This is a genomic window from Candidatus Harpocratesius sp., assembly GCF_054039255.1.
Map to the genome: position 1 here is coordinate 42,044 of NZ_JBPLBG010000004.1, position 15,479 is coordinate 57,522.

The 15,479-nt window shown below is 29.4% G+C and carries 13 protein-coding genes; 7 read left to right on the forward strand and 6 right to left on the reverse strand.

Features of this window, described 5'->3' with window-relative positions; genetic code table 11:
* Positions 1-5 precede the first annotated feature (5 nt).
* The 4 genes from ACXLDF_RS00395 to ACXLDF_RS00410 form a co-directional block, all read right to left on the reverse strand.
* The gene (locus ACXLDF_RS00395; protein ID WP_457556500.1) at positions 6-338 is read right to left on the reverse strand and encodes a hypothetical protein; all 333 of its coding nucleotides are present in this window, start codon (positions 336-338) and stop codon (positions 6-8) included.
* A gap of 89 nt (positions 339-427) precedes the next feature.
* Entirely contained in the window at positions 428-1,552 is a 1,125-nt protein-coding gene (locus ACXLDF_RS00400; RefSeq protein WP_457556501.1) for a hypothetical protein, read from the reverse strand.
* Positions 1,553-1,701: 149 nt separating this feature from the next.
* Positions 1,702-2,727: a magnesium transporter CorA family protein gene (locus ACXLDF_RS00405; RefSeq protein WP_457556502.1), complete on the reverse strand. Its 1,026-nt coding sequence runs from the start codon at positions 2,725-2,727 to the stop codon at positions 1,702-1,704.
* Between the two features lie 345 nt (positions 2,728-3,072).
* The gene (locus tag ACXLDF_RS00410) at positions 3,073-3,516 is read right to left on the reverse strand and encodes a TM2 domain-containing protein (protein ID WP_457556503.1); all 444 of its coding nucleotides are present in this window, start codon (positions 3,514-3,516) and stop codon (positions 3,073-3,075) included.
* A 183-nt stretch (positions 3,517-3,699) separates the two neighbouring features.
* Here ACXLDF_RS00410 and ACXLDF_RS00415 point away from each other — a divergent pair, with 183 nt between their 5' ends.
* From ACXLDF_RS00415 to ACXLDF_RS00430, 4 genes are all read left to right on the forward strand, one after another.
* The gene (locus tag ACXLDF_RS00415; protein WP_457556504.1) at positions 3,700-4,236 is read left to right on the forward strand and encodes a hypothetical protein; all 537 of its coding nucleotides are present in this window, start codon (positions 3,700-3,702) and stop codon (positions 4,234-4,236) included.
* A gap of 341 nt (positions 4,237-4,577) precedes the next feature.
* Positions 4,578-4,775 (forward strand): hypothetical protein, encoded by a 198-nt coding sequence (locus ACXLDF_RS00420; RefSeq protein WP_457556505.1) that lies wholly within the window; start codon positions 4,578-4,580, stop codon positions 4,773-4,775.
* A gap of 378 nt (positions 4,776-5,153) precedes the next feature.
* Positions 5,154-5,861: a hypothetical protein gene (locus ACXLDF_RS00425; RefSeq protein WP_457556506.1), complete on the forward strand. Its 708-nt coding sequence runs from the start codon at positions 5,154-5,156 to the stop codon at positions 5,859-5,861.
* 724 nt (positions 5,862-6,585) lie between these two features.
* On the forward strand, positions 6,586-8,448 hold the full coding sequence (locus ACXLDF_RS00430) for a tetratricopeptide repeat protein (RefSeq protein ID WP_457556507.1): 1,863 nt from the start codon (positions 6,586-6,588) through the stop codon (positions 8,446-8,448).
* Positions 8,449-8,755: 307 nt separating this feature from the next.
* On the opposite strand, the gene cas6 is transcribed toward ACXLDF_RS00430, so the two are convergent.
* Entirely contained in the window at positions 8,756-9,631 is an 876-nt protein-coding gene (cas6, locus tag ACXLDF_RS00435; protein WP_457556508.1) for a CRISPR system precrRNA processing endoribonuclease RAMP protein Cas6, read from the reverse strand.
* 150 nt (positions 9,632-9,781) lie between these two features.
* Between cas6 and ACXLDF_RS00440 the strand changes: the two genes are divergently transcribed.
* From ACXLDF_RS00440 to ACXLDF_RS00450, 3 genes are all read left to right on the forward strand, one after another.
* A complete protein-coding gene (locus ACXLDF_RS00440; RefSeq protein WP_457556509.1) occupies positions 9,782-10,411 on the forward strand; it encodes a hypothetical protein in 630 nt (209 codons plus the stop codon).
* A 110-nt stretch (positions 10,412-10,521) separates the two neighbouring features.
* Positions 10,522-10,686, forward strand: coding sequence for a hypothetical protein (locus tag ACXLDF_RS00445; RefSeq protein WP_457556510.1), 165 nt, complete (start codon positions 10,522-10,524; stop codon positions 10,684-10,686).
* A 2-nt stretch (positions 10,687-10,688) separates the two neighbouring features.
* On the forward strand, positions 10,689-13,790 hold the full coding sequence (locus ACXLDF_RS00450; RefSeq protein WP_457556511.1) for an NYN domain-containing protein: 3,102 nt from the start codon (positions 10,689-10,691) through the stop codon (positions 13,788-13,790).
* Between the two features lie 19 nt (positions 13,791-13,809).
* Here ACXLDF_RS00450 and ACXLDF_RS00455 read toward each other — a convergent pair whose 3' ends face one another.
* Positions 13,810-15,087 carry an ATP-binding protein gene (locus ACXLDF_RS00455; RefSeq protein WP_457556512.1) on the reverse strand — a complete coding sequence of 426 codons (1,278 nt, stop codon included), beginning with the start codon at positions 15,085-15,087 and terminating at the stop codon, positions 13,810-13,812.
* Positions 15,088-15,479 lie beyond the last annotated feature (392 nt).

Consider the following 15,479-nt stretch of genomic DNA (forward strand, 5'->3'; position numbering starts at 1 on the left):
GAATTCTACCTATTTTCTTTTAAAAATGATGTAGAATCTAATTTTAGTGCCAGTTCTAAACCTCGATTCCATGCTTCTTCAGGAATTACTTCTTCAATATTTCTTTTTGTCCATTCGTTTAAAAATTCACGATATGTTAAACCTGATAGCTGGAAAGCCTTTTTTCTACTTAGTTTTCCTTCTGCTACTAAATTAAGGAGTATATTTACTTTATCCGCTAATATTTCTTTCATTAATACAGATCTCACCAATTCTGCCACTGATATTCCTCTATTTTTTGCGATTAAGCTTATAATTGCTCGATCTTCTTTACTTATTCTTATATTTAGCTGGGACATTTATGAACTCCTAATAAAGTAAAGAATTTAAACAATAAAAAAACAGCTATAAGTGATATACATCAAATAATTATGTCCTAATATTAATTTTAATTTTGGTGAAAATATCCAACAATTCGTAGTTTTTTCTGAAAAGGTCCAAATTCTGCTAAAATCCCACGCAGTCCTTGTTTATCATGAACAAGCGGCTTATCTAATTTTAGATGCAATTTTCCTGCCTTTCCAGGTGCAATATTATCACCATCAAGGAGCTTTACGGGTGAAATTGCCAAATCAACTATAAGGTGATAATTTCGAGTATCTTCAGGGGATATACAACCGCTAGGATGTTGGGGCTTAAAAAATGGGGATACATTAAGTGTGCCCTTTATTTCTGCTGTTTTTTCCATTGAATTTAATGAACAAAACACTGTATTTCGATCTAAATTTGCTGCTTTTACTCCTTTAAGTGCTAAGCCGACGCGATCTCCTATATAAGCTGTTTTAAAATCTCGATCAAATTTTTGAATCGATCTAAGGATTATTTTGCTTTGTACAGGCGCTAAATCGTACATTTCACCTATTCGAACAATTCCTCGCTTTACCAAACCCAACACTACGGTACCTACACCTTTTACAGGGAACACATGGTCAATCAAAACTTTAACAGGTTCATTTATTTTATCATTCGATAATTCTGAGGATTTCGATGCTCGAGTCTCTGCGATTTCTTTCCCCATTTCCATTAATATCTCTTTCAATTGTTCATAATCTTGTCTTTGCTCCAGCGATAAAATTCTCATTCCTTTCAAATGCGTTTGTTCTGTAAATTTTGTCAGTTGTGTTTTGATATTTCCTTTTTGCCATTCATTTTTCTTAGTAATTCCCCCTATTATTGCAATAGGCATAATGTGATAATATTGAACAAATAAATCCATCACTACCATAATTTCTCCAATTTCTGGTGTTATTCCTGTCTCACAATCGACACACATAACATGAATATCTGTTTCAGCACAGGTCTGGATAAGACTCTTAACTTTATCTGGATATCCAATAGGTGCTACTGCTGTAAACACACATTGTAGACTTGTATCTAATCGATTATAAAATTGCAAATCAGACTTCTGTCCGGGACTGCCAAGCGATTCCCCAACTAATTTGGTAATTTGATGATTTGCACCCAGTAAACCAACAGTGATTGATAATTCTGATGCTTCTGCTGTATTAGACATAGATTCTTCAGAATAAAATAGTTTAAGGCATTTATTGAACTTTATTATCGTAAATCATTTCGAGATTAAAGCAAAAAAAAATATAGAAAATGCTATTGTGCGAATAAGTTTTCAAAATTCCATTAAAGAAAAAGATTGAAATTTGATTTTTAAAATAATTTTTTAACTTTAAAATACACCCAAAGTGCTCCCATACTTAAAGCCATGATACCGCATGCAACCCAAAAAGAAATCGATGGAAATCCAGGGTTGTTCATCCCAAAAATACCCGAAATTACCGTTGGAACTAATAAAACGGAAGTAGCAAAGGTAAATCGCGCCAAAGTTTGATTCAATTTACTCGATTCAGCATTGAAATAAAGATTCATTAAATCTGATATATTTTGTCGTAAAATATCTAATTCATCGATTTCATGACGAATATGGTCGTCTAATTCTCGAGGTATATAATTAGGATCAAAATGTGACATTGATACATCAGTCATAGATACAAGAACTTCACGATCTGCCTGTAATATTTTTACTGTATCAAAAAGTGATTGACGAATTCCAATTAAATGATCCAAAATCTCATTCTCTGTTCTATTTTGGTGGGTCAAAATCCGCAATTCGATTTCTTCAGCAAATTTTCGCCAATCATCGATAACATCGATAGTTTGATCAATCAATAAATCCATATAGCGCGAAATTAAATAGGTAATTTGTCCTTTTATCAGTTTCATGGGATTTTTCCGAAAATAATTAAAAAGACGCGATGTATTAATTACTTCATCTAAATGGATTGAAATTGCAACATTTTCATAAATAATTAGACCGATCTGATTCTCCCTCTTTTCTTCTCGCTCAGATGGATGAATTACTGCATTTTTAAATAAAATTAACATATACGAGATATAATCATCTAAGCGCGGGCGGCTATCTTCAATTATTTCTTCTAATGTATCTAAAGAAATATCTAAAAGAACTGTTAAATCTAACAAATCAGCATTCTCTTTTACATCTTCTATGTTACGAATTTCATCTTCAAAATTAATATCTAAAAAGCAACACATGCATTTTTCCTTCACGCTGTCAGGATGCATGCCATCGCGCAAATCGTCCAAGGTAACATCAAATTGTTCCACTATTGGGCGGTTATCCACCACTTTTCGTAAAATAAAGTAATTCATTTTCATATGGGTCTCCTCCAAATTTTGATCACTATGGACGCTCGCTACATTAGTGATTTATCAAAGATTATTTATCTTTGAGGATTTTATCATATTTCTTATTACAACTTGTTTTTCTCACCTAACTTCGAAATTTGCTTTAATGATAGCCTTCTCGAAGTCAAAGGAATTAAGTATATTGAGAAATTAAATTTTTGCTTTTCTATTTTAGATTCAATTTAATTATCCATTCAAGAAAAAGCAATTATGAAAACTTATTCGCACTTATTCGCATAAAGAAATGATTAAAAAGAGATTAAAAAAAGTAATTAATAATTGTTTAATGAAGCATTTATATCTGTGCGAATAAGTTTAAAGACTTGCTGTTCTTTGTTCGATTACTAATACGTGATCTCGATAGAATTCTTCATCAGTTTTTGTTAAATAGATAATTCCTTCGATAAATCCAATAATTCCTGTTATACCTGTCCAAGATAAACACAAATATATAATGCCCATTGTGATATTACCCAAATAGAATTTATGAATTCCGAAAACTCCTAAAAAGATAGCCAATAGTGCAGCTACTATACGATCTTTCTTTTCTACACCGAAAGAAGCTGTTGCTGGGGGAACACTGTTTGAAATTGGTTGTTGGTAAGTTCCTTGAAATTCTGATGAATTTCCATTCATCGATGAGGCTGATGAACTTGATGTTGTAGTTGTACTTTGTGAGAAATTTAGTTTAGTTCCACAATAAGGACAAAATTTGGTGATTTCATCAACTTTTGCTCCGCAGTTAGGACAAAATTGCATTCTTTTTTTGATACCTCGCTGATTTTATTTTTATTCGACAATTATTTTCAATATTATTATTGCTTATGTATTTTAATTAACAAGTCGACTAAAAAAAATTTAGAGTCCAACTATTATCATTTGTTTAGGTGTAAATTAGTTTACATAAAAATAAATACTATTGCTTTCTCTTGAACTTGATAAATGGAACTTACTTCAGTTGATCCTTCTAAAAACAATATCTCTTTAGAAATGGGCATACGCGCGGTGATCATAAGCAATTGTTCAGGAATCCCTTTGGTTACTCTAAAAATTGACTCTGAATTAAATGAAAATATCATGATTCCTTTTATATCTGCTATTCAATCATATTGTACGAATCTTATCGCAAAAAGTCAAGAACTCTATTTTAAAACAGATGACATCGACCTATACGTATTCATGAAAAAATATGAAGATGTCGAGCTTATGATTTATTCACTGATGGATCAGAAAATTAAAAAAAGTAAAATTCAAGCAGAAGCAGAAATGGCATTAGATGCTTTTATCAAAGAATTTCCACCTAAAATTCTTAGAAATTGGGATGGAAATACAGATCTTTTTCGTACTTTTGAAAAACAACTTCAAGAACAAGTGTCACAATACATTGCAGGTTTGAAATCCACTAATTTGAAAAAGAATGAAGGAACTGGCTTTTTTCATCAATTTTGGAGTAAATTATTCAAAAAGAATCAAAATTAATATTAATTTTAGCAAAATTTAAAGTAATAATGAGGGGAAAAGGAAAATCGAATCAGATAGATTTATGTAATATTTTTTTCTACAAAAGGAGTAATTTTCTTCATCTTTCTTTTTTTTATATATATTCATCTTTCTTAATTACTTTTTTTTATCTATTTTTAATTATATTTGTAGTTAAATCCCATTTTTTCTTCAGAATTGTCTTTATTCTGAAAAAATTTCTTATATAGAATAAATGAGATGTTTCTCGTTATTTCCATAATGTAAATTAGCCGCAAATATGTTTATTCCTCATAAAGCACAAATTTATATGAACATTAATCATATTGTTAGCTAGAATTATGTCCAATGATCATTTTTTCTGCCCACGATGCGGTTCGATATTAATTGAATTCCCTAATAAACCCGAAATGTGTCCTCGTTGTGGCGGCGTTGAAATTATTGACGTGGGTAAAGAAGGGGAATATCACGTAAAACACCTTAGAAAAGAGTATCACGCACCTTTTCGTTCTGATGTATTTTTTAAATATAATTCATGATCTTTTTTTGTTAAAACTTACTCGCACTTGCTCGTACACTTCATACTTGAATTGTAATCATATTCTTAATCATCCATTGCATTTTTTTATAGTATCTGAGTGAATAACTTATTCGCACTTTTTCTTTAAAAATAAAGATCGATTTCTTTCTATTTGTAATTAATACGCTATATTCCTGCTATTGGATAATTATTTATTGACAAAATATTTCTTGATCGATGTATACTGCAATTTCATTCTTTGGGCGAATAAGTTTATTTGACATTTTCTATCATTTTTTTATTTAGCAGGTTATTTTATCCTGAAAATTAATAAATATGGTTGTGCAATTTTCTCCCTTAAATTTAAATATTTTAATATGTTGAAGTACATGATACTATGCAAATAAATCAATCTCCACTAATAAAAAGCCAAGCCAATTTAAATGTGGATATGAGAACTCGAAATATTCAAAAAATCGGGATTATCACAACTAAAAATAATGTAAAATCATCCAATATATCAAATAAATCGAAAATCATGAAATCACCTAACTTAAGTAATAAAATGATAAAAGCAGATTTACAACAAAGAAATCACGAAAAAGAGAAGCAATCATCATTAGATTCAATTAATTTTGGTATAAGAGCAGTAGTTATCAGTAATAAGTCTGGATTGCCATTTATCACTCTAAAATTTGATGAGAATGTAAATGAAAATATTATGGTGCCATTTCTTTCGGCCATTCACACATTTTGTGAAAGTTTTGTCTCAGATTCTCAAGAATTAACATTTCACACTGCAGACTTCGATATATATGTATTTGTTAAAAGTTATTCGGGAATGGAATTGATGATTTTTGCATTAATGGATCAAAATTTAAAAAAAATTAATTTACATGATGAAGCAGAGAGTGCTCTTGATTCTTTTGTACATAATTATCCTATTGAGGAATTAAAAAGATGGGATGGTAATTTAGAATCCTTTAAACTTTTTGAATCAAAGTTACAAGCACAAGTAATTGAATATATTCATCGAATGAATTCTGGTAAATTGACTGGAATGAGAGACAGGCTTAAAATATTGTGGACACGCCTTTTTCGATAATTATTATGTTGCATATTGGTATTTACAATTAGTAGATAAGCAATTACACTTCGGTTTGGCATGTAATTAATTATTAATAATTGTTTAGTATAGAAAATCCCTCGATTTTCAGCCATTATTAAATGTTAGTGGTTCAAAGTTCAAGTATTTCTTTACCCACTGGCTTAACATTTCATATACGTAGCCTATAGAGAGACCCCATATCCAATAAAAACATTACAATGCGAAAATTTCATTTATTCTGCATTTTTACCCTTGTTGAGTGAAAAGGAGTTCGATCGCGTTTCTAACTGAATTCGCAAGTGCGAATAAGTTTTTTAAGAAATTAATTTTTTGAAAAACGGATAATGAGAACCGAATTGGTATATCTAATTAACGTTTTGAGACGTTGAAGCCATAAAATTACTCAAACATTCATATCTTAAATTATTATTAATGTAAAGACTATATAAGAATGATTACATCTTATTTTGTATTTTGTTGAAAAATTGAGAATTGTTTTGAAAATATTTATATAAAGTAATGAAATATTTAATCATATTTTCTTCAAAATGCAAAAATCATATCTTAAACTTATTCGCAGTCTATTGCTATTTTTTTTAAATAATCGAGGAATTATGATGATTACTAATATAAAAAAAATTAAATTTCAAGGGGGGTTGTAGTAATTTCTGTCCCTCATTTTGTCCAAACAACTCCAATACCAATTATTCTTGAATACCGTATGTGCCTTAGAAAGGAATACCATGATGCATTTCTTTATTATAAAAAAATTGAATCAGCCGAATGGTCCCGTGAATCTATGATATGGGATGAATATCAGTGGATTTGTGGAATAAGGCCTGAAAATCTTAAGGATGAATATCAATATTATTTTACAGCTAAAAATAAAAAGGGAAAAACGATCGAATTCAAGGAATCATTAAAAAGAGTTTCCATATCGGCAGATTTGAGAATGAGAATGGCTACAAGTGAAGTTGCATTATTAGAACCAAAGCCAGATAAAAAATATGTAAAATGGTTAGATGGCTTAATGGGAATTGAACTTCAAAGTGCAGAATTCGAAAAACGAGGTGAATTAGGAATCGCACAGTTAAGATTAGCTATTGAGAAATATCCTGAATCTGTTGAAGCATATTCAAACCTTGCTTGGATTGAAATGAGGACTCACCATTTCCATGATGCTTGGGATACTATCTTGAGGGCTAAACCCTTTGTATTAAAATATCCTGCTGATCGAAATCTCTTTTTTACTTACGGATTAATTCGAAAACTTAACTCTTATTTTTATTCTGCTTGTAAAGTATCGATGCATCTTAAAAATTATGAAGCCATGTTTGAGTTTGCTCATCTATACATTAAATATCTCCCAGATGCTAGTTATGGGTGGTATATTTTGGCCAAATACTATAAATTTAAACAAAATCCGAATAAAGAACTTGAATGCTTAAAAAATGCACTGGAAATTGAACCTGCTGATTGTACTTGGAACTATTTAGTGGCCCGAAAGTGTTTAGATATGATGATATTAGATCCACCATTGATAGTTCCATCTCTTGCTCAATTTGAATATGTAGATAATCAAATAAATCAAATCACTGAATTTTATACTCCAAATGGTGAATTTATCGGACCTACTCCTGGTCTATTTGAGACTTTTCATATCTTCACTGAAATTAGCACATTAAAAGGACGATTAGCAGCGCTTGAAAATAAACCAGAAATTGCCCGAAACTACTTCAAAAAAGCTTCAAAGATCGATCACAGAAATCCATTCAATAATACTGCTTGGGGGGTTTTTGAATATTCTCAAAAAAATTTCGCAGAAGCAAAACAAATTCTTCAAAAAAGTATAAATGTTCAAATTATTGATGCGATACCGTTTATTTATTTAGCAAAAATATATCTTCAGGAAAACAATTATGAATTTGCCTCAAAAAATGCGCTTTTTGCTATTCAACAGGGAGCTGTCCCAGAAGGGATTGAAATAATAAAATCTATCCCAATTTATAATGAACCCCTTTTTGCATTTATTCCAAATTCCAAAGATTTTCAAGCCAAAAATTTGAAAAAACTAGATCTTCCTCAGATTTATTGGAATTTATTAGCTAGTTTTTTTTACACTGCACAAAATCAGTATGAACTCTTAGTGTGTTTGGAAAAACTTCTTCAATCTAACATGCAAGAATTGGGAATGTTAAATAATGGCGCTATTCTGGCTGATAAATTAGGTTTTTATGGACTAGCCGAAGAGTTTAACAAAAAAATTCAAGATATCCTTAAAAAAAATAAGAACATTCCACCAAAATTTAAGGCTAAATTATTAGTTTCTTCATTTATTAACCTTTCATTACAACGAAAAATAGTTGAAGCTAAGCAAATTCTTTCTACTATCAAAAAATTAGACCCTTCATGCCCCAATCTAGTCGAATCTGAAATGCGAATGCTCTACTTGGAAAATAGATGGAAAGAAGTTTTGGCTTATCCGCTTGATATTCCAGGAGTACCCATGAATATGATTAAATTTCTACAGTATTATCGCCAAGTTGCTCAATTTGCTCTTAATGAAATGAAGAAAAAAAAATGAATTGAAGAAAAAAATGATTTGAATATTTGTGTGTAAATTAGTTTTTTCTATTCTTTTGTTCCTCTTTTATATTTTTTGTAAAAGTGCCTTGCCATTCCTACATCTAGTTCCACACTTTCTAGAGATAGACATGAATTCTATAGACTTAGCAACTTAACACAGAATTCTTACTGCCAATTATTACAATAACCTGAAAGTTCAAAATTAATCAAAAAAAGGCATATAAAGTATTTAAAATTCTATACAAAATACTGCGCATTACCAAATACTTTTTTGATCTAATTACCCAAAGAATGATTCAACTGATTCAGTTAGAACTATTAATTACTTTGAATTGTCCGAATCCTGCAGTCCTGCCATTTCCTGTATTCATATCTTCTCCGAACCTGGTTAAAACATCTAGCCATACACTTAATGGATTATCCGAATCGTCATTAATATATTTTATCCAGCCAGAAGCGCCAGTGAATTTAATGTCTTTACCCATATCCCAAGCGTGAGTCTTTAATTGAAATGACGAGATTGAAACATGTTGATTTACCCATTCAAAAAATGAATCTGGAATTTGATAATCTGTCTCTTCGAAAATACTATCCCATAACTTTGCTAAATTCGGAAATAAATATTCGGGAAGGGGTAAACGCATCATGGTCTTTTTTCCACGGATACTGAAAGCAGTAGGTGTAAGAAATCTAATTTTCAAAGATTTTGGTCTATTTTCTGTTTTTATTAAATCGATAAGGCTTTTCTGTCTAATTTCAACTTGAGCAATTATTGCCTTTTGCATTGCATACTGAATGGTAGTGTCTCGTTGTTGTAGCAGAAAATTTAGAAGCGCTTGAGAAATAGAATCATCTAATGAAGATATTTTATATATAATTTTATTAACCATGGAACGACGAGAATGAGATCGATTTCTTTGATGGGTTCGTGAAGAATTCGTAGTAGGATTTTGATTTGAACTAAATGCATAGTGAAGTTCTTGTTGAAGAGCATATTCAAGCATAAAGAGATTTGAATCTTTAGGTTGCTTTTTGTGGAGATCATCACCAACAGTAGAATTAAAGGCTTTAAGCCAATTCATGAAAATGCCTCGGAAAATATAAGCATATGGTTGAAGAAAGTAGGGACCTGTCGATTCGTGGGGATAAAGAGTAAAGATAAACTGTGTGAGCATCGCCATTTGGTTCTCATTAATACTAAGAATAGTCAATTCAAAAAGGTTTCTGTCAATTTATTTGTGAATACATCATTGTTATGTGTAGATTAGACTCATTTGAACTTAAGTCTAATTTATATAGGTATGAGTTTATTGGTAATTAGGGAAGAGATAATGAAAGATTTATTGCTCTCGATTCTGAAAGAATTCTCACCTTGTTCATCATATGAGATTTATGATTATATTCGATCAGATTTTTTTTATGAGAAAGGAAATATTTGTTTAGAAGATGTATCAATTCATAGAATAAGTACTTATCTTACACAAATAGAAAAAGAAAGGCCAGAAATTGTAAAATTTCGATGTAAATCAGGATTTCCTTTACGATATGGATATACAAAATTTAAGTATTTCTTACTTGATGAAATTCGTTATTTGCGACCTAAAGGTTATTTAAAAAGATGTATGTATTGCGGTATGCCTATGTTTATCGAAGAAAACCATATTTTTCATTTTAAATATAAATGTGATCAATATCAACACCAAAATATGTTTAAATTGATTAAATTTGGTTCAAAACGCGCAATTATCTCTGCTAATTTTGTTTTTGGTGTAATTGATGATATTAATCAAGGAAAATTTCGTTTACCTGATACATTTTCAAAAACTCTATATCATGAAAAGGAAAAGAAACCTTCAGTATATTCAGAACTATGGATGATCAATCATAAAGCAAGGGAGATAGGCATTATTGAGAAAGATCGATTGTTACCGCTCAAAGCAGAAGAATATATTGCCGAATAGTAGAATTATTAATCTTGATTTTTTATACGTATATATTTTAAACGAAATTGATTAAATATTATTATAAATAACCATTGTGATTTAGAAATATAAAAGAAAGTGAGATTAAATTGGATTATGAAGATATTACTGATCAATTTATTCAAAACGCAATGAAGAAATTTGAATTAAAGGAAATTTATCAAGAATTTATGGATTCAATTATTGATTTTAATGGTTTTTCAAATACCTCAAATGAAGAATTTATGAAATACTTGAAAGAATTGGAGGATTGAATATGACAGAAATGATTGGGATTGAAATAGATACTAAAGGGAAATCTACGATCCCTAAGATTTCTCCTGAAAACATAATAACAATTCATGGAAAAAACGGTGTAGGAAAATCTATGGCATCTACTTTAATGGAAATTGCCGCAGGAGAATATACATTTAAAAATGAAGAACAATTTTTAAAATTATCCCAAATCATTCAAGAATGTAAAATTCAGTTCCATGTTTCAAAATCACTAATTTTTAAAGTTCATTTACAACCATATCTCTGGAAATATGATCGAAAGTATAATCGAGCTAACCCGCTTACTTTAGGTAAGTTTTACAAAAATAATGAAGAGATCTCATTTCAAGATTTAAAAAAAATGATATATTTAAGAACAATTCGGGGAAATGAAAGTTTACAGCAACAAATCTTGTTTTTTCAAGATATTTTTAAAAGTAAAATCGATGAAAAACTTCAAAAATTAGAAAAAAAATTAGAATTCTTGAAAAATTTTGAGATTTGGTTTAAAAATAATACAAATCAACCAGACCTCGAAGAATATCTTAAATTACAACAAGAATTTAACGAACATTTAGATTCACATGATAATCTTAAGACAATTATAAAAACACGTGAAAGTAAAATAAAATTTCAAGAAGAACAATTGAATCTACTTGAAAAATTAGAATTTTTATTAAAAAATAATCCTGAAAGAATAGAAAAAACACTGAATGTAAAAATTCAGCAATCAAAATCAATCCAAGAAAAAATAAATAAAGATTACAGTGAACAAAATGCAATTAAATCGAAAATACAAGAGTTTGAAAAGAAATTAGATAAAAATGAAAAAAATATTCTTACAAAAATCCAAAAATTACAAAATAAACAAAATAAAATCATAGAAATACTTGCTTTAAAGTATAATATCACAATAGATCAAATTAATATTATTAAAAATCAGACATCAAAAAATATCCGAGATTTACAAATTGAAATTAATACAACTAAAAAGAAAATTGAAAAACTGAATTCAGAAAATTCTCGAATATTACAAATGAAATCTTATATTACTAAAATGCGAGATATTTGTAGCCAAGCTAGTACAACTGAAATGAAAGATGAAAAAATATTCTCTTTTTCTAATGCTAATCAACCTGATAATTCAATACAATTTTCATTTTATGATTTATACTGCATTGTAAATTCCGCTAACTTGACCTTTAAAGAAGAACCTGCTCTTAAAAAATACCAGGAACAAATAGTATCGCTAAATAATGATATCAGAACAAAAAAAGATATACTCGAAAAATTAACTGAATATTCAAAAATATCGAATGAAATCAAATCTGTAAAATTAAAACAAAAAGGAGTTCATAAAAATATTGATGATTATTTAGACCTGGAGGAACAATTCAATAGACTTCAATTTAAAGAAAAGGAAGTTCATACTCGTATCAAAGAATTAGAATCTCAGCAACAAGAACTAATTGGAGAAATTCAAAAACTTAAAGAAATAAAACAAAAACTCGAAAAATTTCCAACAGAAATTAGTATAAAAAGCGAATTAAAGAAAAAGGAAATAAAATCTGAAATAGATTCACTGGATATCTGTGAAAAAATAATTCAAAATACCCGTATGAGTAAAAAAAAAGAATCAGATAAATTTATCATCCATAAGAAAAAAATGGAAGATGAAAAGCAGAAAATTCAAGAAATTAAAGAAAAAATTAGTTTGCTAAATAATAAAGTTCAGACTACATCTGAAAAATTTGGATATAAAAAGAAGGGCGAATTCCTCAATTTTATTAATAGTTTTAAATCAAAATTCTCTAAATATCAAAAAAACACAGAAGAATTATATAAAAGATTGAAAAGTCTTCAAGATGATATTTCACGCATTATTAAGGGTTCAAAACCAAAGAATTCAAAGAATCTCTCATTAATTACTTCTCAATTTGATGAGATCTTTCGTAATATTTATGGAAAAAAGGAATTTTTTGACTATGTTTTTAAAGAATATCGAAAAATTAAAAGATTTGATATTGCTGAGAAAACTATTATATTTGAAACTCATGAAGGATTTGAAGAACGAAGAGATCTTGATGATTTCTCAAGCGGTGAAAAAACATATGCTTATTGTCGAGCAATCATTTCAATTGCTTCCAATGTAGCAAGATATAACATTGTAATCTTGGACGAATCTTATGCTTTATTAGATCATGAACACAGTATGAATTTATATGAATTTCAGCGAAAGAAAATTGATGATGGAAGTATTATAAAATTTATTAATATTCTTCCACTAAAAGAAGATTTATCAAGTATTTACTCTACTCTTCAAGCTACGATTGATTTGGAAAAGAAAAATGGGCCATCTGAAAAATTGACAATACTTGAAAATAATTTTGAAATTATCCGTGATTTCTATAATCAAGTTGATCTTTCTGGATATTATCAAGAAATCAATTATCCTTATGAAAAAACACTAGATCTTGCTCTTAATAAAACCAATTTAATACCTCAAAAAATAATAAACTATTCACCTCCCTCATCATCTCGCACTTCATCACACACTTCATCACACATTTCATCTAGCAGTTCATCCCACACTTTATCTTTCGCCTCCTCTTTCACACAATCTCAAAATTCATCACAAAACATGGATTATTCATTTATTCTTGACGGATCTAACATTTCCCGTAATAACTCTAATTCAAAATACGCAAGAATCTCAGACGTTCTAAAATGCAAACAAGAATTAATTAAAAAAGGTATTCCTGAAGATAGAATTTTCATTTTATTTGGAGCAGGAATTCGACATCATATTGCCGAAATTGAAGTCGGTACTTACAACTCTTTATTAAAACATTCAAATGTAAATCAGGCGCCTAAAGGAAAAGATGATGATTGGTTTATACTTAGTTTTGCCAAAGCGAACAATGGTTATATTATTTCAAATGATTATTATAAAGAATATCGAGAAAAATATCCTGAATATCGAGAATTCTTAAAAAATCATTCGATTCGATACAATATTTTACATAATCAAGTTTTTTTCGAAGAGGGGTTTGATGGAAAACTTCAAAAAATCTTAAATAATAATGCCAAAGCGGGAATATGATTTGTAATATAGAAGATCATTATAAACTTAATAACCATTTCCAAACAGGACTAATGTAAATAACTCCAATTGGGGTGTTAACTTCTTCTTCTTGCTCATAGGTAAGAATTAAGCCGGATTTCAGTTTAAAATCTTTCATGATCTTTAAAAGCCCTTGAATTTCTCTCTTCCTGTTATGTTCATCTAAATAATATGTAACTTGAATCGCCTCTTGAACTTTCAACTCATTTTGAATCACAAAATCACATTCTGAACCATTATCATGATAAAAAATATTAGATAAAGGATTTCTTTTTCGTAAAGAAAGAAATACTAAATTCTCCAATGCCCAACCAAGATCTTTAGATAATTTTGCAGAAATATTTTCTACTATACCTAAATCTATTGCATAAAATTTCTGGCTTGAAACAATTTGTTTTTTGACACTATAATCCAATTTGGGAATTAAAAAACCTAAATAAGTGAGTTGAAGATAGTATAGGTAATTTTTTACTGTGTTAGGACTTCTGACATTAACAAATTTACTTAATCTAGAGTAATTTGTTTTTTGCCCAATGTTAGAAAATAGATACTTGACAATTTCGCTGAGCTCACGGACATGTTGAATTTTAAAGCGCACAGCAATATCTTTGATAAGAATGTCATCATACAACCGCTGTAATATCTCGTAGTTATTTGTTGTTAGAAATTCAGGCATTCCTCCTCTATGCAAATACTCATCAAATAATTTAATGGCCTTTCCCCTCCCTCTCGTTGTATAAAGTAAAGAATTATTAATTTCTACATTCTTCATTTTGAGATATTCGCGAAAAGAAAAAGGAAAAAGCTCAATATCTAAATGACGGCCCGTTAATTTACTGGAAATTTCGCTGCTAAGAAGTGTAGCGTTTGAACCAGTGATATAAATTTTATTTCCTAAATCGTGCAACCGACGAATAAACCGTTCAAATTTAGGCACGTTTTGTATCTCATCAAAGAAAAACACTTGATGATCTCCGAATTGTTCAAGTAAAACCTCATAAATCATATCAAAATCTTCAGATCTACAACCTGCCAATCGTTCATCATCAAAATTAAGATAGTAAAAATTCTGATCCTGATAATAAAAATGCATGATTTGCCGTAAGAAAGTAGATTTTCCACACCTACGGAGCCCTGTTATGACAATTACATGTGATAATTTCTTTTTTTCTTTAATTGCTGATAATTCTTCACGCGGAATCCCAACGGGCTTATGGATAATCATGGTATATTGCTCTTCTACAATCTTTCGAAGATTTTCTTTCGGAATATTCATTGATTATATTAGCATTTTAACAAATAAAAGAATGTCGTATTTGAATTGAGACTTTATTGAATAAATTCGCATTATGATTGAGACTTTTTAGGATATATTCGTATTTCTATTGAGGCTTTTTTGGATATATTAGCATTTAAATTGAGACTTTATTAAGAATAAATTCAACTACGAATCAGCTGCATATCAACTACAAATCAGCTGCAAATCAACAACAAATCAGCTGCAAATCAACAACAAATCTGTTGCAAATCAACTACAAATCAGCTGCAAATCAATTACAAATCAGCTGCAAATTGAATGACATCATCATTATAGAATTAATTTGCAAGTAAATATACTCAGTGGCGAAGAATGTTAGAAAATTGATGCATTGGGAGAAGAGATTGCAG

Bases quoted from the DNA above. Each gene is read 5' to 3' on its own strand.
- ACXLDF_RS00415 (WP_457556504.1), top strand. From the start codon at position 3,700: ATGGAACTTACTTCAGTTGATCCTTCTAAAAACAATATCTCTTTAGAA.
- cas6 (WP_457556508.1), bottom strand. From the start codon at position 9,631: ATGGCGATGCTCACACAGTTTATCTTTACTCTTTATCCCCACGAATCG.
- ACXLDF_RS00405 (WP_457556502.1), bottom strand. From the start codon at position 2,727: ATGAAAATGAATTACTTTATTTTACGAAAAGTGGTGGATAACCGCCCA.
- ACXLDF_RS00420 (WP_457556505.1), top strand. From the start codon at position 4,578: ATGTCCAATGATCATTTTTTCTGCCCACGATGCGGTTCGATATTAATT.
- ACXLDF_RS00430 (WP_457556507.1), top strand. From the start codon at position 6,586: ATGTGCCTTAGAAAGGAATACCATGATGCATTTCTTTATTATAAAAAA.
- ACXLDF_RS00425 (WP_457556506.1), top strand. From the start codon at position 5,154: ATGCAAATAAATCAATCTCCACTAATAAAAAGCCAAGCCAATTTAAAT.
- ACXLDF_RS00410 (WP_457556503.1), bottom strand. From the start codon at position 3,516: ATGCAATTTTGTCCTAACTGCGGAGCAAAAGTTGATGAAATCACCAAA.
- ACXLDF_RS00400 (WP_457556501.1), bottom strand. From the start codon at position 1,552: ATGTCTAATACAGCAGAAGCATCAGAATTATCAATCACTGTTGGTTTA.
- ACXLDF_RS00440 (WP_457556509.1), top strand. From the start codon at position 9,782: ATGAAAGATTTATTGCTCTCGATTCTGAAAGAATTCTCACCTTGTTCA.
- ACXLDF_RS00455 (WP_457556512.1), bottom strand. From the start codon at position 15,087: ATGAATATTCCGAAAGAAAATCTTCGAAAGATTGTAGAAGAGCAATAT.
- ACXLDF_RS00450 (WP_457556511.1), top strand. From the start codon at position 10,689: ATGACAGAAATGATTGGGATTGAAATAGATACTAAAGGGAAATCTACG.
- ACXLDF_RS00395 (WP_457556500.1), bottom strand. From the start codon at position 338: ATGTCCCAGCTAAATATAAGAATAAGTAAAGAAGATCGAGCAATTATA.